Below are 17831 nucleotides of genomic sequence, written 5' to 3' on the forward strand. Positions count from 1 at the left end.
ACGGCGTCAGGCGCCACCCGGAAGGCGCTGCCGTGCTTCAGCGGCCCGATTCCAGTTCGGCGACGATGGGAAGGGCCACCGGAGCGGCCTCGACCACGGCCTCGCGCTCGGAATGCGCGTCCTGTTCGGGCGCGCCTTCCCCGTTGGCCGGGACAACGTCATCGTGGCGTCCCAGCCGCTTGTGCCACCAGCGCAGCAGGTGGTCAATGACGATGCCCAGGATGATTGCGAACACCACGGCTATACCGGCGCCTAGCAGCGGGTTGTCATGCAGCCAAGGGAAGGAACTCGCGAACAGGCCGATTCCGATCGAGTAGCCCACCCACGTGAAACAGGCAAAGGCATCAAGGACGAAGAACCTGCGGTGCGGGAAAGCCGTGGTGCCGGCAACGTAGTTGACCGCAACCCTGCCCCACGGGATGTACCGGGCCGTAAAGATCAGGACGGCGCCGCGTTTCTCCAGCTCATAGTGGGCCCAGGCGAAGACCTTCTGCACCTTCGGTTTGCGCATCCAGCGCCAGCGTTCGAGCCCGATCTTGCGCCCGAGCATGTACGCCATGTTGTCTCCGGCCATGGCACCCACCAGCGCCGTGGTCCCAAGGATCCAGAGGTTGGGCTCACCGCTCTGACGCGAAAACGCTGCCAGGGCCACGATGAGCGTTTCGCTGGGTACCACCATGGCAAAACCGTCGACAAAAAAGAACACCAGCAGGATGGGATAAATCCACCATTGACCTGCCGCATGGAGCACTGCCTCATTGATAAAGTCCACGCGGGCCCTGCTCCTACTTAAGTGACGGAAATCGCTATTAGTGTCGCATGTCAGAAGCTTTATTCGCTACGTTCACGCGGGGAAAAACTAGTCATTGGAGTCTTCCTGCACGGGGCACAGGACCCCGGCCGTGAACCCCGGTTGGAGCCCAGGCTAAGGACCCGAGGCGGACTCTTCCGCAGGCTCCTCCGGAAGCCTCCCCCGCACCCGGCTGATCAGGATGTCAACAAAGATCCCGAGCATAATGGCGCAGACGATGGCAATGACCGCGCCGAGCAGATGGTTGTCCTCGAACCACTGCCCGAAAAACAGCCCGATCGCTACTGAATAAGAAGACCATAGCGCCGCGGACAGCACAGTCAGCCATACGAAACGCAGGTGCGGAAAATGGGTGGCGCCGGCTGTCAGGTTGACCGCAACCCGGCCAATCGGAACAAACCTGGCAACCAGCACCAGGGACGCCGGCCGCTTCCTGAGTTCATTCCCGGCCCAGTGGAACGCGGTCTGCATTCTCGGTCCCCGCATCCAGCGCCACCGCCGGGTGCCCACCCTGCGGCCGATCAGATAGGCGATGTTGTCACCCCCGAAAGCTCCGAGGGCGGCAATCAGCATGAGCATCCCCGGGTTGGGGACGTCAGCGGTGGCGGCCACCGCAGCCAGGCCCACAACAACAGACTCGCTCGGAACCGGCGGAAAGAACCCGTCGATCACGCAGCAGGCCAGTACCAGTAGGAGGACCCAGGGCTGCCCGGCCGCCGCAAGTATGAAATCGTTGATAGCCTGCACAGTTTCCTAACGGCCGGGGCCACCCTTTTTCTCCCCGTCCACGCGGCGGGCCGCCTGTGGGAGCGGCCCGCAGTTGGGTGGCCGGAGAATCGCGCGGTCAGGCGATGCGGTCGATGATGAGTTTCTGCGCGGGCCGGGAGCCCTCCGGCGCCACCACAACGGCACCTTCGAGGGCTTCCTTGGCGCGCGCGAACTTCTCCGGAGTGTCGGTCAGCAGCGTCATCAGCGGTTCGCCTGCCCGCACCACGGCCCCCGGCTTGGCGTGCAGCCTCACGCCTGCGCCTGCCTGGACCTGGTCTTCCTTGCGTGCCCGGCCGGCGCCCAGCCGCCAGGCAGCCACACCCACTGCCAGGGCATCCAGCTCCACCAGGACGCCGTCGGCCGGTGCGTAGACAACTTCGTTTTCCTTGGCAACAGGCAGCTTGGCCCGCGGATCCCCGCCCTGCGCCTCGATCATCCGGTTCCACACGTCCATGGCCCGGCCGTCCTTGAGCGCAGCACGCGGGTCGGCGTCGTGCACGCCCGCGCAGGCCAGCATTTCCTCCGCCAGGCGCACGGTCAGCTCGACGACGTCTTCCGGGCCGCCGCCGGCCAGCACCTCCACCGATTCCTCCACCTCGATGGCGTTTCCAGCGGTGAGGCCCAGTGGCGTATTCATGTTGGTCAGCAGGGCCACCGTGTTGACCCTGGCGTCCTTGCCCAGCGCCACCATGGTCTCGGCCAGTTCCCTGGCGCGCGCCTCATCCTTCATAAAGGCACCGCTTCCCACCTTGACGTCCAGGACCAGCGAGCCGGTGCCCTCGGCGATCTTCTTGCTCATGATGGAGGATGCAATGAGCGGGATCGCCTCCACGGTTCCCGTGACGTCGCGCAGGGCATAGAGCTTCTTGTCCGCAGGGGCCAGCCCCGCCCCGGCGGCGCAAATCACGGCCCCGACGTCCTGCAGCTGGGCCATCATTTCCTCGTTGCTCAACGCTGCGCGCCACCCCGGGATGGATTCCAGCTTGTCCAAGGTGCCCCCGGTGTGGCCGAGGCCGCGGCCGGAGAGCTGCGGCACGGCCACGCCGAACACCGCGACCAGCGGTGCCAGCGGGAGCGTGATCTTGTCCCCCACTCCCCCGGTGGAGTGCTTGTCCGACGTAGGCTTCACGCCGCCGTCGGACCTTCTTAGACCCGAGAAGTCCATCCGTTCACCGGACGCGATCATGGCAGCGGTCCAGCGCGCGATCTCCGCGCGGTCCATGCCATTGAGCAGGATGGCCATGTTCAGGGCCGCCATCTGCTCGTCGGCAATCGCGCCGCGGGTGTAGGCGTCGATGGTCCAGTCGATCTGGACCGGGGTCAGGACGCCCTTGTCGCGCTTGATGCGGATGATGTCGACGGCGTCGAACGGTTCAGTGCTGTTTGCGGTTTCTGTCACCGGGGTTCCTCCAGGTGTTGGGGACCAAAGGCGTCGGGTAGGACCTGGTCCATGGTTTTGATTCCCTGCGTGGTCATGAGCTCCATGTCCGGCGCCCGGAATTCGTACAGCAGCTGCCGGCAGCGCCCGCACGGCATGAGGATCCTCCCTCCGGCGTCCACGCAGTAGAACGCGCGAAGCCGGCCGCCTCCGGTCATGTGCAGGTTGCCCACCAGGGCGCACTCAGCACACAGGGTCAGGCCGTAGCTGGCGTTTTCGACGTTGCAGCCGCTCACAATCCGCCCGTCAGCGGTGAGGGCCGCTGCCCCCACCGCGAACTTTGAATACGGCGCGTAGGCGTTCTTCATGGCCGAAACGGCTGCGGCTTCAAGGGCCGCCCAGTCGACGGCCGGCCCTGGTGAAACATCGTCCACGGCCGTCATCCCTTGACGTAGGGGATGCCGCTGGCCGCCGGCGGCCTGGAGCGTCCCACCAGTCCGGCGACGGCGAGCACCGTCACCAGGTACGGAAGCATGGCCATGAACTGGCTCGGAACCGGGGTGCCGATGATGGTCACGATGCTCTGCAGGTTGTCCGCGAAACCGAACAGCAGGGCCGCGAAGAATGCGCCGATCGGGTTCCAGCGGCCGAAGATCAGCGCAGCCAGGGCAATGAAGCCGCGTCCGCCCGAGATCTCCTTGGTGAAACTGTCGATGGCCACCAGGGTGAAGAAGGAGCCGCCGATGCCGGCAACGGCGCCGCCGAGCGTGACATTCCAGAAGCGCGTGGCGTTGACCTTGATGCCCATGGTGTCGGCGGCCTGCGGGTGTTCGCCGACTGCCCGGACGCGGAGGCCCCATTTGGTCTTGAAGAGGCCGATCCACACGACGATCACCGCGATGTACATCAGGTAACCCACCACGGACTGCTTGAAGAGGATGGGACCGATCACCGGAATGCTGGACAGCACGGGGATGTCGATAATGGGCAGCCGGCCCGGTGAGTTGAACCGGGCCTTGTCGGCCTGCATCACGGTGCTGAACAGGAAGCCGGTCAGCCCCGAGACGAGGACGTTGAGGACCACGCCGACGATGATCTGGTTGACGAGGTACTTGATGCTGAAGACGGCAAGGACCATGGAGACGACGGCGCCCGCCACTGCCGCTGCCAGCAGCCCGATGAAGGGGCTCTTGGTGAGGGTGGCCACCATGGCGGCGGTGAACGCACCGCCCAGCAGCTGGCCCTCGATGGCGATGTTCACGACGCCGACGCGTTCGCAGAGCACACCGGACAAGGAACCGAAAACGAGCGGCACGGCCAGCGTGACGGACCCGGCGATGAGCCCGGCCAGCGAAATGCTGGGCGTCCGCGCGCCGCCGACCACCCAGATCAGGAAGGCTGCCACGAACAGGACGATGAAGACGACGGGCACCCAGCCGGGAGAAGGTTCATTCCGGGTCTTGAGGTACAGCGCGTAGGCGGCGAGGCCCAGCATCAGGACCGACAGGATTATTCCGCCCAGGAAAGCGGGCACTTCGATGGCCGGCAGCTGGAAGAAATCACCGCTCGAGGAGATCCCGAACTTTGCAGTCTGGTTAGGTCCCATGACGCCGAAGAAGATAAATGCGACGACGCCGAGGACGGTCAGCAGGACCGGCACCTTCCAGGTCACCGGCTTCGCTGACAGGACGGGGGCCTTTTCGGTGGCCCCTTGCGTGTCCGGCTGCGGTTTTCCAGGCTGCGGCTTTCCCGGAACGGGCGATGTTGCTGTTGTGCTCATGCTGCACCTCCGGTGGTGGCTGCCTTCTTGGACATGCCGGCCGTTGCGGCCTTCTTCTTGCGCGGATTGAGCCCGAAGAGGGCGCGCACCAGCGGCGGCGCCGCGATGAACAGAACGATCAAGGACTGGACCACCAGCACAATGTCGATCGGGGTTCCGGTCTGGATCTGCATCTGCACCGCTCCGGCGCGGAAGGCGCCGAACAGCAGGCCGGCCGCGAAGGTGCCCCACGGCGTCGAGCGTCCCAGCAGCGCAACGGTGATGGCGTCGAAACCGTAGGTGGCGGCGACGCCGTCGGTCAGGACCTTTTCGGTTCCCGCCACCTGCGCCACGCCGGACATGCCGGCCAAGGCACCCGCGATGGCCATGACCAGGACGGTGGCCCGGGGGACGTTGATGCCTGCGGTCAGCGCGGCCTTGGGGTTGGCGCCGACCGCCCGGAATTCGAACCCAACGGTGGAGCGGTTAAGCAGCCACCAGACAAAGACGGTGGCGGCGATGGCCAGGACAAAACCAAGGTGGAGCCTGTACTGGGTCCCGAAAATCTGCGGATACACGGCCGTGGGATCCAGGATCGGCGAGATGGGGTTGGACTCCCCCGGCCGCTGGAATGCCGGCGTGTTCAGCAGGTACCGCAGGAAGTACAGCGCGATGTAGTTGAACATGATGGTCAGGATGACCTCGTGCGCCCCGGTCCGGGCCTTCAGCAGGCCCACCAGCCCGCCCCAGACCGCACCGCCCACGATGCCGGCGACGAGGGCCAGCAGCAGGTGCAGGCCAAGCGGCAGGTGCAGCGCGAAGCCGACCCAGGCGGCGAGGATGCCCGCCATGATGATCTGGCCCTGGGCGCCGATGTTGAATAGGCCGGCGCGGAAAGCCAGGCCCACGCCCAGGCCGGCCGTGATCAGCGGGGTGGCGATGGTGAGCGTCTCCATGAGCGGAGCAAACTGCACCGCAACGCTCGAGCCGCGGGTGTTGAACACCGAGCCTTGGAACAGCGCGACATAGGAACGCGTCGCCGCGGTCCAGACGGCCGAGAAGAAGTCCGAGGGCCGGGCAAAAAGGTAGCCTGCCGTGGTCCCGACCTGCTTGTCCGTGCTGGCGATGAGGAGGCCGCCAAGGATCAGTGCGAGCAGGACCGCCAGGACGGAGACCATGCCGCTGCCGGTGAAAATCCGGCGGACCAGGGTCTCAGGCCCGCCGGGGACCGTGCCGCTCTGTGCCGAGACGGGGACGGCCGAGGGCTGCATGGCGCCGCCGGCCGTGTCCAGCGCGGTGGTTGCCGCGGCGTCTTCGGCCGGGGCCTGGTTTTCGCGGTCTTCCACCGCATTTTCGTCAGCCACGTGCTTGGGCCTGTCCTGTTCAGTCATGGTCGCCTCCTTCGGCACCGGAGGTGGAAGTCCGGGCAGGCTGTCCGCCGGTCGTGTCGGCACTCGCGCGGGCTGTACCGGCGTGGGCGGCGTCTGCCTGCGCGGTTTCCGGTGGCAGGCCGGCCATCATCAGGCCCAGGACGTCGCGTCCGGTACCTGCCGGAACGATCCCCACCAGCTTGCCCTTGTAGAGGACGGCGATCCGGTCCGCGAGTTCGATCACTTCGTCGAGTTCGGTGGACACGATCATCACTGGCGTGCCCTGGTCCCGTTCAGCCACAATGCGTTTGTGCAGGAACTCGATGGAACCCACGTCCACACCGCGGGTGGGCTGGGAGGCGATGAACAGACGCAGCGGCCGGGACAGCTCCCTGGCCATGACCACTTTCTGCTGGTTACCGCCGGAGAGCGTTCCCGCAGCCAGTGACCCTGACGGGGTCCGGACATCGAATTCGCCGATCCGGGACTTGGCGTTCTCCAGGATCTTTGCGGGGCTCATGCTGATGCCCTTGGCGAACGGCGGCTGGTCGTAGAGGTCCAGCACCAGGTTCTCCGCGATGGAGAACGTGCCGATGAGGCCGTCGACGGTCCGGTCTTCAGGAACAAAGCCGACGCCGGCCCTGAGCACTTCCTTGACGCTGCGGCCCACGAGCTCCTCGCCGTCCAGGAGGATTGATCCTTCGCAGCGTTCCTGGAGGCCGAGGATGGCTTCCGCAAGCTCCGTCTGGCCGTTGCCCTGCACACCGGCCACGGCAAGGATCTCTCCTCGGGCGATATCGAAGCTGATGCCGTCCACGACGTGCTGCCCGGTCGGGGCGATCACCGTAACGTCCTTGACCTGGAATGTGGTTTCCTGCGGCTTGGCCGGAGCCTTGTCCAGCGTCAGGCTGACTGCCCGCCCCACCATCATCGAGGCAAGCTCGGTGGTGGACGCACCGGGATGGGCAGTCCCCACCACTTTGCCGCGCCGGATCACCGTGATGGTGTCGGATACTTCCTTCACTTCGCGGAGTTTGTGCGAGATGAAAACGATCGAGGTGCCGTTGCTTTTCAGCTGGCGCATGATGTCCAGGAGCTCGTCGGTGTCCTGCGGCGTGAGCACGGCGGTGGGTTCGTCCAGGATAAGCACCTTGGCGTCGCGGACCAGGGCCTTGATGATTTCCACGCGCTGCTGGACACCCACGGGGAGGTCCTCGATCAGGGCGTCCGGGTCGACGTCGAAACCGTACTTGTCGGAGATCTCCTTGATCTTCCGGCGGGTGTCGTCCAGGTTGAGGAAGCCGCCCGCCTTGGTGGTTTCGGCGCCGAGCGCCACGTTCTCCGCGACGGTAAACACCGGGACCAGCATGAAGTGCTGGTGCACCATGCCGATGCCTGCAGCCATCGCGTCGCCCGGGCCGCGGAAGGTAACAGCCTTGCCGTTCACCAGGATTTCGCCCTCACTGGGCTCGTACAGTCCATAGAGGACATTCATCAGCGTGGACTTGCCGGCGCCGTTTTCACCAAGCAGGCAATGAATTTGCCCGGGTTCAACAACCACATCGATGTGATCGTTGGCAACTAGGGAGCCGAAGCGTTTGGTGATCCCTCTGAGTTCAAGTTTCAAAACTCTGACCAATCTCGAAGCGTCCGGAAAATGTGCCCGGACGGGATATGTGGCTGCAGCACCAGCCTAGTGCCTGCAGCCTTTGGCGAAGCGGGCTAAGCCCGTCGGAAAAGCAATGCCGTTAGGAAAACGGACGCGCAACGAAAAGCGCCACCGCCCGGAAGTCAATGACCAATCGGGTGGTGGCGCTTGTGCGGAGGAAGTCAGGCCTTCGGGCTTGCTGCCGACTCGACCTTCAACTTGCCGTCGACGATGTCCTTCTTGATCTGCTCAAGTTCGGTCTTCAGTTCCGCGGGGACCTGCGAGTCCAGCTCGTGGAACGGGGCCAGCTGCACGCCGTCGTTCGCCAGGGTGCCGATGTACGGCGTGTTGGTGAACTTGCCGTCCTTGTCTTCCTTCACCACGGTCTCGACTGCTTCGCCCATCTGCTTCATGACGGAGGAGAGCATGATGTCCTTGTAGTCAGGAGCGGCGAGGAAGCCGTCCGAGTCCACCCAGATGAGCTTCACGTCCTTGCCCGCAGCCTTGGCTTCCTTGAGAGCCGCGCCGGCGCCCTTGCCCACTGGGCCGGCAACGGGCATCACGATGTCTGCGCCCTGGTCCAGGAAGTTCTGGGTCAGCTGCTTGCCCTTGTCCTGCTTTTCGAAGTCGCCGGTGAAGCTGCCGTCCTGCTTGGCCTTGTCCCAGCCAAGGACCTTGACGTCCTTGCCCTTCTTCTCGTTGTAGTACTTCACGCCGTCCGCGTAGCCGTCCATAAAAATAGTGACCGCGGGGATCTTGATGCCGCCGAAGGTTGCCACGGTTCCGGTCTTGGTGGTGCCCGCTGCCAGGTAGCCCGCCATGAAGGCAGCCTGGGCCGTGTCATAGATGATCGACTTGACGTTGGTGACGGGCGTCTCGTAGCCGAAGTCGATGATGGCGAAGTGCTTGTCCGGGTTGGCAGTGGCCTGGACCTTCGTGGCATCGCCGAGCAAGAAGCCGACGGTGATGGTCAGGTCACAGCCCGCGGTGACCATGGCCCGGAGGTTCGGTTCGAAGTCATTGTTGGTCTTGGACTCGACCTGGTTAACCTTGATTCCAAGGTCCTTCTCGGTTTTCTTCAGACCTTCGTAGGAGGACTGGTTGAACGACTGGTCGTCGAATCCGCCCGAGTCGGACACGATGCAGCCCGTGTAGTCGCTTGCGGTGGCGCTGGCGGTGCTGCCGGCTTCCGGTGCGGCCCCGCAGCCGGTCAGCAGGAGAGCGGCCGTGCCCGCGGTGGCGACGCCGGCCATTGAACCGCGCTTGAGGGTTGCACGCAGTGAGTTCTTCAATTTTCCTCCAGGAACAAAGAGATAGGCGCTACGACGGGAGTCAATGAGTGTCCGTTTCGAATTGCCACTGAAATTCTGTTTTCACTGATGGTTTCGCAGCACTGCGCCGAGGCGCACTGATGACAGCTACTGTAGTGGCCTAGAACACGTCCTGATACCGGGCCGGCACCCGCGGCGGAAGATTGTTGAGAACTTGTTACCTATCGGTAGCCGCCACCGCAAGCCATGTCCAGATCCCTAAATCCGGACTAGCATCTTTCCGGTGTTGGCGCCGTCGAGGAGGTCCATGAAGGCCTGCGGGGCGTTCTCCAAGCCGTCCACCACCGTTTCGTCGTAGCGGACGGTGCCGTCAGCCAGCCACGGGGACACCGTTTCAATGAACTCCCCCATGTACTGCCAGTAGCTGCCGACCAGGAAGCCCTTGAGCGTCAGCTGCTTGCCGATGGCCTGCATGAGGTTCCGGGGAGCAGGCGTAGGTTCAGTGGAGTTGTACTGGGCGATGGCACCGCACATGGCCACGCGGCCACCGACGGTCAGCGCAGCCAGAGCCGCTTCAAGATGCTCACCGCCGACGTTGTCAAAGTACACGTCGATTCCGCGTTCACCGGCTGCTGCCGCCAGCTGTTCGCCCACCGGGGCATCGTTGTAGTTGAAAGCGCCATCGAAACCCAGCTCCAGCAGGCGAGCCACTTTGTCCGCGGAACCCGCGCTGCCGATGACACGGGAGGCACCCATCGCCTTGGCGAGCTGGCCGACGAGGGAACCCACTGCACCGGCGGCTCCGGAAATGAACACCACCTCGCCCGGTTTGAAGGCGGCGACTTTGAGCAGCCCGGCGTACGCCGTCAGACCGGTCATGCCCAGTGCGCCAAGGAACGCCGACGCCGGCGCATGATCGGTTCGGGCCGGGGCGGCGGCGGCGGCATCAAGCACCGCGTATTCGCGCCAGCCGAGGGAATGCACGACGACGTCCCCCACCTTGCGTTCGTCCGACCTGGACGCGATCACCTCACCGACGGCGCCGCCGTCGAGCGCTTTATTCAGCGCAAACGGCGCTGAATACGACTTGACGTCATTCATACGGCCGCGCATGTAGGGGTCCACGGAGATGAAGTGGTTGCGGACCAGCACCTGGCCGTCCTGCAGTTCCGGGAGCTCCGATTCGGCGAGGCGGAAATTCTCCGGTACCGGCCGGCCGTGGGGACGGGAGGCCAGCTGGATCTCGCGCGTGGCGGTGGGGAGTGTGATGGTTTCCGTGCGGGTGCTCATGCGGCAACCTCCAGGATCTTGATGTCTACATTGATGTTGCCGCGGGTGGCATTGGAGTACGGGCAGATCTGGTGCGCCTTGGCCACGAGGGCCTCAGCGGTGGCGAGGTCCAGGGCCGGCAGCGCGATTTCGAGCTCAGCGGCCAGGCCATAGCCCACGCCGTCTTCGAGGGCGCCAAAGTGGATTTTGGCTGCCACGGCGGAATCGGTCAGGTCCGCTTTCTCCTTGCGGCCCACGAGGCGCAGGGCGGAGTGGAAGCACGCGGCGTAGCCCGCAGCGAACAGCTGTTCCGGGTTGGTGCCCTGGCCGTTGCCACCCAGTTCCACCGGGCTTGCCAGCGTCACATCGAGCTTGCCGTCCTTGGTCCGGGCGTTGCCGTCCCGGCCCTCGCCTGAGGCCAGTGCTTCTGCAGTGTAGAGAGTCTTCACGTGGTTCCGTTCTGTTTAATGGAAAGTCTGTGTAAAACCGGTTTCGCCTAGCGGACGGAGTGCAGGGCGGCGGTCAGCCGGGCGAGGGTCTCCCGGAGCTGGTCGAGTTCCGCCGCGGAGAGGCCGGCCGCGTCTGCGAGCTGCTGGGGAATGGCGCTGGACTTGGCGCTGAGGGCCGTGCCGGAGTCCGTCAGGTAGACCTCGACCCGGCGCTCATCCTCGGCCGAACGCCTCCGCTCCACCAGGCCCAGGGATTCGAGCCTCTTCAGCAGCGGGGAGAGCGTGCCCGAGTCCAGGCCCAGCTCCTCCCCCAGTTCACGCACGCTGCGGGGCTGGTCCTCCCAGAGCACCAGCATGACGAGGTACTGCGGGTAGGTCAGGCCCAGCTCGTCCAGCAGGGGCCGGTACACGGCGGTGGCCGCCTTGGACGCGGAGTACAGCGCGAAGCACACCTGCCTGTCGAGGCGGGGGGCGTTGAGTCTGGGGGCTTCGGGCATGGGAAAAACGATATCGCACAATTAGATTGTGCACAACTCATCCACGCAATAAAGAGCGCGAACGGACACATGGGGCCCCGCAAGAAGCGCGAACGGACAGTTGGGGCCCCGATTTCGGGGCCCCAACTGTCCGTTCGCGCTAAAGAGCAGGGCTTAAGTGTTCGTTCGCGCTGAAGGGGTGCGCTTCTTAGAGGTCGCGGATGGTGCGGAGTGCTGCCGCGGTCAGGACCTGGATGCCGTAGCCCAGCGCACGCTCGTCGAGGATATAGTCGCCTCGGTGCAGGTCGTACTCCTCGCCGCCGGGAGTCTTGGTGCCGAGGCGCATCATCGCTCCGGGCAGCTCGGCCAGGAACCAGGCGAAATCCTCGCCTCCCATGGACTGGGGCGTGAGGACAACGGCGCTTTCGGCGATCTCGGCACGCGCGGCCGCCTCGATGAGCGCGGTCTCGTGTTCGGAGTTGACTACAGGGGGAACGCCGCGCGTGTGCTCCAGCCGGACGTCCACGTTATACGGCTCGGCAACCTGGTGCACCACTTCGTCCAGGAGTTCACCGGCGCTGTGCCAGGCGTCGCGGTCCAGGCACCGCATGGTCCCGGCCATGTACCCCGTGCCCGGAATGGCGTTGGGCGCCGAGCCCGCGGAGATGTGGCCCCAGACCACGGAGACGCCGCTGCGCACATCCACGCGCCGGGACAGGACGGCCGGCACGTTGACGGCGATCTGCGCCAGCGCGAAGACGAGGTCCTCGGTGAGGTGCGGCCTGGAGGTGTGGCCGCCACGGCCGGAAAGCTCGATCCTGATGGTGTCCGAAGCCGAGGTGATGGCACCGATCCGGGTGCCGATCTTGCCCACCTCGATGCGCGGATCGCAGTGCAGGGCCAGGATGCGCGGCACCCCCTCCAGCACGCCCTGCTCGATGCAGGAGTGCGCTCCGCCCGGCATGGTTTCCTCGGCCGGCTGGAAAATGATGCGGACCGTGCCGCCGAGCGGGGACTCCTCATGCATGCCGTGCAGCACCAGGGCGATGCCCAGCATGGTGGTGGTGTGGACATCGTGGCCGCACGCGTGCGTGACGCCGTGGTTCTTGGACGCGAACGGGAGCCCTGTTTCCTCAATGATGGGAAGGGCGTCGATATCGCCGCGGAGGGCCGTGGCAATGGGGCCCGCACCGACGTCGACAGTCAGCCCGGTGCCTTCGAGCCGCCGCGGTTTCAGCCCGGCCGCTTCGAGCCGCTCCGCCAGTTTGTTGGTGGTCCGGAACTCCTTGAAGGACAGCTCCGGATGCGCATGCAGGTCACGGCGGAAATCGATCAGTTCCGGCAGCAGCGGCTCCAGCCACGGCGCCACCAGGGCGGTTGGCTCGGCTTCAGTAGTGTAATTGCGCACTATCCAACTCTAGCGACGGTGCCGGGAATACCCGCATCAGGGTCTGCGGGTTACGGATCCGGGAGCCGGCCTCCGCCTGAAACAGCTCAGCCCAGGCTGTCCGGCGGAAGCCGGAAGCCTGGGCTGAGTCAGGGCACGTCAGGTTTAGAGGACGTCGGTGTCGCCGCTGGCCTTGAGGGCATCGACGGCGGCCTTGACCCGCTGCGAGTTCGCCATGGTGGTCACCAGCAGGGCATCGGGAGTGTCCACGATAACCACATCTTTGATGCCGATCAGCGCAATGACGCGCTTGGTGTCCGTGACCACCACGCCGCTGGCGTTCTCGGTGAACACGCGGGCACCCTCGCCGAGGACGGTGACGTCGTCCACTTCCCTGGCGCTGTTGAGCCGGCCCACGGACGCAAAGTCCCCGACGTCGTCCCAGCGGAAGGTGCCGGGCACGACGGCGACGTCCCCGGCCGCGGCGGCAGGCTCCGCCACCGCGTAGTCGATGGCGATCTTCGGCAGCGTGGGCCAGAGCCGGGCGGTGACCTCGTCACGCTCCGGAGTGTCCCATGCCTCGGCGATCTCCGTGAGCCCCTTGAAGAGTTCAGGCTGGTTCGCTTCGAGGTGCTTCAGCATCAATGACACGGGCGCCACGAACATGCCTGCGTTCCAGACGTACTCCCCGCTGTCCACGTACTGCTGGGCAACGTCCTCGCTGGGCTTCTCGACGAACTCAACCACCGACTGCGCGCTCGGGGCCTTGGCAATGGCAAGGTTCTCCCCCGAGCGGATGTATCCGAAACCGGTGGAGGGGTGAGTGGGCTTAATGCCGATGGTGACGATCTTGCCCGCCGCTGCCGTGTGGATTGCTTCCCGAACGGCGTCCTGGAACAGCTCGTCCGGGCTGATCACCTGATCCGCGGCGAACGAACCCATGATGATTTCCGGGTCCCGCTGGTACAGGATGGCTGCTGCGAGGCCAATCGCTGCACCGGAGTCCTTGGGCTCGCTTTCGAGCACCAGATCCGCTTCACCGATTTCGGGGAGCTGGCTGCACACGGCGTTCCGGTGGGCCACGCCGGTAACCACCAGCATGCCTCGTCCGGCGAGCGGTTCCAGGCGGTCATAGGTTGCCCGCAGCAGCGTGCTGCCGGAACCCGTGAGATCGTGAAGGAATTTGGGGGCTGCTGCACGTGACAGGGGCCAGAGGCGGGTCCCCACTCCGCCTGCAGGAATTACCGCAATAAAGCGGTCCAGCGGTGAATCCCGGCTTGTCACTATGTCTGTAGTCATCAGGGCCTACTTTAGCTGACAGCTGCCCGCATCAGGGCAGTTGAGGCCTCCGAACCGCCCGCGCGGCAGCACCGATGTGGCGTTCGTCTCAAAAATGGACAAAAACCGCGCAGGCACGGGACACCAAGGAGTTCCTAAATTGAATAAGCTGTGAGCGAAGCCTAGATTTAGGCTTGAGCTTACGAGTGCTCTCGCAGCAGGCGTTCCCCCCGCGTGGATCCCATGCCAGCGCCGCTGTGTTGCAGGGAGGTTTATTCAGTGCCGACAAAACCAGCTGGCACCTTGTACCGCGGCCGTGAAGGCATGTGGTCTTGGGTTGGACACCGCATTACCGGTGTTGTGATTTTCTTCTTCTTGTTGGTCCATGTGCTGGACACCTCATTGGTGCGCGTGTCCCCAGAGGCATACACCGCCGTCATCGGCGCCTACAAGAACCCCCTCATGGCCCTGGGGGAAACGGGCCTTGTCGCAGCGATCGTCTTCCACGCCTTTAACGGCCTGCGGATCATCGCCGTCGACTTCTGGAAGAAGGGCGCGAAGTACCAGCGCCAGATGCTGTGGACGGTCCTGGTGCTCTGGGTCATCGTCATGGTGGGCTTCTCCATCCGCCACCTTTCCCTTGCCCTCGGAGGTCACTAAGCCATGACTGCTACCCAGATTCAGAGCCCGCGCAGTGGAAAAGACGGCAACGGCAGGCCCGGCGCGGGACTGATCGCCCCGAAGTACCGCCGCAGCGGCGCGTCGAAGGGCAACTTCGAAATGGCTGCCTGGCTGTTCATGCGGCTGTCCGGCGTTGTCCTGGTAGTCCTGATCTTCGGACACCTCTTCGTCAACCTCCTGGTGGGCGAGGGCATCCACGCCATCGACTTCGGCTTTGTGGCCGGCAAGTGGGCCGATCCGTTCTGGCAGTTCTGGGACCTGGCCATGCTCTGGCTCGCCATGCTGCACGGCACCAACGGCGTCCGCACCATCATTAACGACTACGCCGAGAAGGACTCCACCCGCTTCTGGCTGAAGATCGTGCTTTACGCCGCAACCGCCGTCATCATCATCCTGGGCACCCTGGTGATCTTCACCTTCAACCCCTGCCCGCTGGACGTCAACGGCATACCGCTGCCCGGCGGCTTCTGCCCCGCAGCCTAAGCGGCTCCTTTCCCCGAGGGGATCAGCTGCGCCCGCACTCTGTGCCGGGCAACGGTTTTACGGTGCGGGCTCCGCCCGCCCGTGGTTTTATAGCGAATTTTGAGAGAAAGAGCGTCTGGTATGCAGGTCCATAAGTACGACGTCGTCATCGTCGGTGCCGGTGGCGCTGGCATGCGCGCCGCGATCGAATCCGGTCAGCGCGCGCGCACAGCAGTACTGACCAAGCTCTACCCCACCCGCTCGCACACCGGTGCGGCGCAGGGTGGCATGTGTGCGGCACTGGCCAATGTCGAGGAAGACAACTGGGAGTGGCACACCTTCGACACCATTAAGGGTGGCGACTACCTGGTGGACCAGGATGCAGCCGAAGTTATGGCGAAGGAAGCCATCGACGCGGTTCTCGACCTCGAAAAGATGGGTCTGCCGTTCAACCGCACGCCGGAAGGACGCATTGACCAGCGCCGCTTCGGCGGCCACACCCGCGACCACGGCAAGGCCCCGGTCCGCCGGGCCTGCTATGCAGCGGACCGCACGGGCCACATGATCCTGCAGACGCTGTACCAAAACTGCGTCAAGCACAACGTGGAGTTCTACAACGAGTACTACGTCCTTGACCTCCTGACGGTCGAGGAAGACGCCGTCCGCGAAGACGGCACCCCGTACAAGCAGAAGCGTGTTGCCGGCGTCGTCTCCTACGACCTCGCGTCCGGTGAACTGCACGTGTTCCAGGCCAAGTCCGTAGTGTTCGCCTCCGGCGGCGCCGGCAAGGTCTTCAAGACCACGTCCAACGCCCACACCCTGACCGGTGACGGCATGGGCATCGCGTTCCGCCGCGGCATTCCGCTGGAGGACATGGAGTTCTTCCAGTTCCACCCGACCGGCCTGGCCGGCCTCGGCATCCTCCTCTCCGAGGCCGCACGCGGTGAAGGCGCCATCCTCCGCAACTCGGAAGGTGAGCGCTTCATGGAGCGCTACGCCCCCACCATCAAGGACCTCGCGCCCCGCGACATCGTGGCCCGCTCGATGGCCAACGAAGTCCGTGAAGGCCGCGGCTGCGGCCCGAACAAGGACTACGTCCTTCTTGACCTGACCCACCTTGAGCCGGCGCACATTGACGCCAAGCTGCCGGACATCACCGAGTTCGCCCGCACCTACCTGGGTGTGGAGCCGTACACGGAGCCTGTTCCGGTGTTCCCGACGGCGCACTACGCCATGGGCGGCATCCCCACGAACATCACCACCGAGGTCCTGCAGGACAACGACACCGTGGTGCCGGGGCTGTACGCCGCCGGTGAGGTTGCCTGCGTTTCGGTGCACGGCTCCAACCGCCTGGGCACCAACTCCCTGCTGGACATCAACGTGTTCGGCAAGCGCGCCGGCATCGCAGCCGCGGAATACGCCAAGACGGCTAACTTCGTGGAGCTCCCGGAGAACCCCGAGGCGTACACGATCGAGCTGCTGGACATTGCCCGCAACGGCACCGGCACCGAAAAGGTGGCCCAGATCCGCAAGGAACTGCAGGACACCATGGACGCCAACATGCAGGTGTTCCGCACGGCCGAAACCCTGAACCAGGTCCTGCGGGACATCGAGTCCTTCGAGGCGCGTTACAAGAACATCAGCGTCCAGGACAAGGGCAAGCGGTTCAACCTGGACCTGCTCGAGGCCGTTGAACTCGGCTTCCTGCTGGAACTGGCAAAGGTCATGACGGTTGCAGCCCTGCACCGTGAGGAATCCCGCGGCGGCCACTTCCGCGAGGACTTCCCGGACCGCGACGACGAAAAATTCATGAAGCACTCCATGGCGTACAAGGATGACCACGCCCCTGCTGACGGATCGGCTGAATCAGTTGCCGGCATCCGCCTGGCCACCAAACCGGTTGTCTTTACCCGCTACGAGCCGATGGTGAGGAAGTACTAAGATGAGCGCTGAAATCGCTGAACCAGCCTCCAAGATCGAGCTGCCCGCCGGCGTCGGCGGCGGCGGGGAGATCCCCACGTTCGACGTCACCCTGCGCGTGCGCCGCTACAACCCGGAGATCTCGGAAGAGGCCACCTGGGACGACTACAAACTGACCATGTACGGCACCGACCGCGTGCTGGACGCCCTGCACAAGGTCAAGTGGGAAATCGACGGCAGTGTCTCCTTCCGCCGCTCGTGCGCCCACGGCGTCTGCGGCTCCGATGCCATGCGCATCAACGGCCGCAACCGCCTCGCCTGCAAGACCCTGCTGAAGGACCTGGACACGTCCAAGCCCATCACCGTTGAGCCCATCAAGGGCCTGCCGGTGGAGAAGGACCTGATCGTGGACATGGAGCCGTTCTTCCAGTCCTTCCGCGAGGTCATGCCGTTCCTGATCAACAAGGGCCACGAGCCCACCAAGGAACGCCTGCAGTCCGCCGAGGACCGTGAGCGCTTCGACGACACCACCAAGTGCATCCTCTGCGCTGCATGCACGTCCTCCTGCCCGGTTTTCTGGACCGACGGCCAGTACTTCGGCCCGGCAGCGATCGTGAACGCCCACCGCTTCATCTTCGATTCCCGTGATGACGCCGGCGACATGCGCCTGGAGATCCTCAATGACAAGGAAGGCGTGTGGCGCTGCCGCACCACCTTCAACTGCTCCGAAGCATGCCCCCGCGGCATCCAGGTGACCCAGGCAATCGCCGAGGTCAAGCAGGCAATCCTCTCCCGCAAGATCTAGTTACCGTTCACCAACGGACGTAACGGCCGACGGCGTCACTCACCACGTACGGGAACGTACGGTGAGCGGCGCCGTCGTTGTTTAACAAACTGATGGCCA

Annotated in this window: 17 protein-coding genes; 4 read left to right on the forward strand and 13 right to left on the reverse strand. The window is 64.7% G+C overall.

Annotated elements, in window-relative coordinates; translation table 11 throughout:
- Positions 1-37: 37 nt before the first annotated feature.
- The 13 genes from J7I92_RS09990 to J7I92_RS10050 all read right to left on the reverse strand — a co-directional run bounded on the left by J7I92_RS09990 (position 38) and on the right by J7I92_RS10050 (position 13885).
- Positions 38-772, reverse strand: a complete 735-nt coding sequence (locus tag J7I92_RS09990) for a DedA family protein (protein WP_214839977.1) — start codon at positions 770-772, stop codon at positions 38-40.
- 153 nt (positions 773-925) lie between these two features.
- Positions 926-1558 carry a DedA family protein gene (locus J7I92_RS09995; RefSeq protein WP_214839979.1) on the reverse strand — a complete coding sequence of 211 codons (633 nt, stop codon included), beginning with the start codon at positions 1556-1558 and terminating at the stop codon, positions 926-928.
- 97 nt (positions 1559-1655) lie between these two features.
- On the reverse strand, positions 1656-2978 hold the full coding sequence (locus tag J7I92_RS10000) for a thymidine phosphorylase (RefSeq protein WP_214839981.1): 1323 nt from the start codon (positions 2976-2978) through the stop codon (positions 1656-1658).
- A complete protein-coding gene (locus J7I92_RS10005; RefSeq protein WP_214839983.1) occupies positions 2975-3400 on the reverse strand; it encodes a cytidine deaminase in 426 nt (141 codons plus the stop codon). Before J7I92_RS10005 ends, J7I92_RS10000 begins: the two co-directional genes overlap by 4 nt.
- Entirely contained in the window at positions 3397-4737 is a 1341-nt protein-coding gene (locus J7I92_RS10010) for an ABC transporter permease (protein ID WP_214839985.1), read from the reverse strand. Before J7I92_RS10010 ends, J7I92_RS10005 begins: the two co-directional genes overlap by 4 nt.
- Positions 4734-6107, reverse strand: coding sequence for an ABC transporter permease (locus J7I92_RS10015; protein ID WP_214839992.1), 1374 nt, complete (start codon positions 6105-6107; stop codon positions 4734-4736). Before J7I92_RS10015 ends, J7I92_RS10010 begins: the two co-directional genes overlap by 4 nt.
- Complete coding sequence (locus J7I92_RS10020; RefSeq protein WP_214839993.1) at positions 6100-7713, reverse strand: ABC transporter ATP-binding protein; 1614 nt, start codon at positions 7711-7713, stop codon at positions 6100-6102. Before J7I92_RS10020 ends, J7I92_RS10015 begins: the two co-directional genes overlap by 8 nt.
- 203 nt (positions 7714-7916) lie before the next feature.
- Entirely contained in the window at positions 7917-8987 is a 1071-nt protein-coding gene (locus tag J7I92_RS10025) for a BMP family protein (protein WP_214840198.1), read from the reverse strand.
- 276 nt (positions 8988-9263) lie between these two features.
- Positions 9264-10295, reverse strand: a complete 1032-nt coding sequence (locus J7I92_RS10030) for an NADP-dependent oxidoreductase (protein WP_214839996.1) — start codon at positions 10293-10295, stop codon at positions 9264-9266.
- A complete protein-coding gene (locus J7I92_RS10035; RefSeq protein ID WP_214839998.1) occupies positions 10292-10723 on the reverse strand; it encodes an organic hydroperoxide resistance protein in 432 nt (143 codons plus the stop codon). Before J7I92_RS10035 ends, J7I92_RS10030 begins: the two co-directional genes overlap by 4 nt.
- A 47-nt stretch (positions 10724-10770) precedes the next feature.
- Entirely contained in the window at positions 10771-11220 is a 450-nt protein-coding gene (locus J7I92_RS10040; protein ID WP_214840000.1) for a MarR family winged helix-turn-helix transcriptional regulator, read from the reverse strand.
- A 187-nt stretch (positions 11221-11407) separates the two neighbouring features.
- On the reverse strand, positions 11408-12607 hold the full coding sequence (locus tag J7I92_RS10045) for an amidohydrolase (RefSeq protein WP_214840002.1): 1200 nt from the start codon (positions 12605-12607) through the stop codon (positions 11408-11410).
- Positions 12608-12751: 144 nt separating this feature from the next.
- A complete protein-coding gene (locus tag J7I92_RS10050) occupies positions 12752-13885 on the reverse strand; it encodes a mannose-1-phosphate guanylyltransferase (RefSeq protein WP_214840004.1) in 1134 nt (377 codons plus the stop codon).
- A 258-nt stretch (positions 13886-14143) separates the two neighbouring features.
- Here J7I92_RS10050 and sdhC point away from each other — a divergent pair, with 258 nt between their 5' ends.
- The 4 genes from sdhC to J7I92_RS10070 all read left to right on the forward strand — a co-directional run bounded on the left by sdhC (position 14144) and on the right by J7I92_RS10070 (position 17732).
- Positions 14144-14524 carry a succinate dehydrogenase, cytochrome b556 subunit gene (sdhC, locus tag J7I92_RS10055; protein ID WP_214840006.1) on the forward strand — a complete coding sequence of 127 codons (381 nt, stop codon included), beginning with the start codon at positions 14144-14146 and terminating at the stop codon, positions 14522-14524.
- Positions 14525-14527: 3 nt separating this feature from the next.
- Complete coding sequence (locus J7I92_RS10060; protein ID WP_214840008.1) at positions 14528-15028, forward strand: succinate dehydrogenase hydrophobic membrane anchor subunit; 501 nt, start codon at positions 14528-14530, stop codon at positions 15026-15028.
- Between the two features lie 120 nt (positions 15029-15148).
- Positions 15149-16948, forward strand: a complete 1800-nt coding sequence (gene sdhA, locus J7I92_RS10065) for a succinate dehydrogenase flavoprotein subunit (protein WP_214840010.1) — start codon at positions 15149-15151, stop codon at positions 16946-16948.
- Between the two features lies 1 nt (position 16949).
- A complete protein-coding gene (locus tag J7I92_RS10070) occupies positions 16950-17732 on the forward strand; it encodes a succinate dehydrogenase iron-sulfur subunit (RefSeq protein ID WP_214840012.1) in 783 nt (260 codons plus the stop codon).
- Positions 17733-17831 lie beyond the last annotated feature (99 nt).

The organism is Arthrobacter sp. ISL-72, assembly GCF_018613755.1.
Classification (GTDB): Bacteria; Actinomycetota; Actinomycetes; order Actinomycetales; family Micrococcaceae; genus Arthrobacter.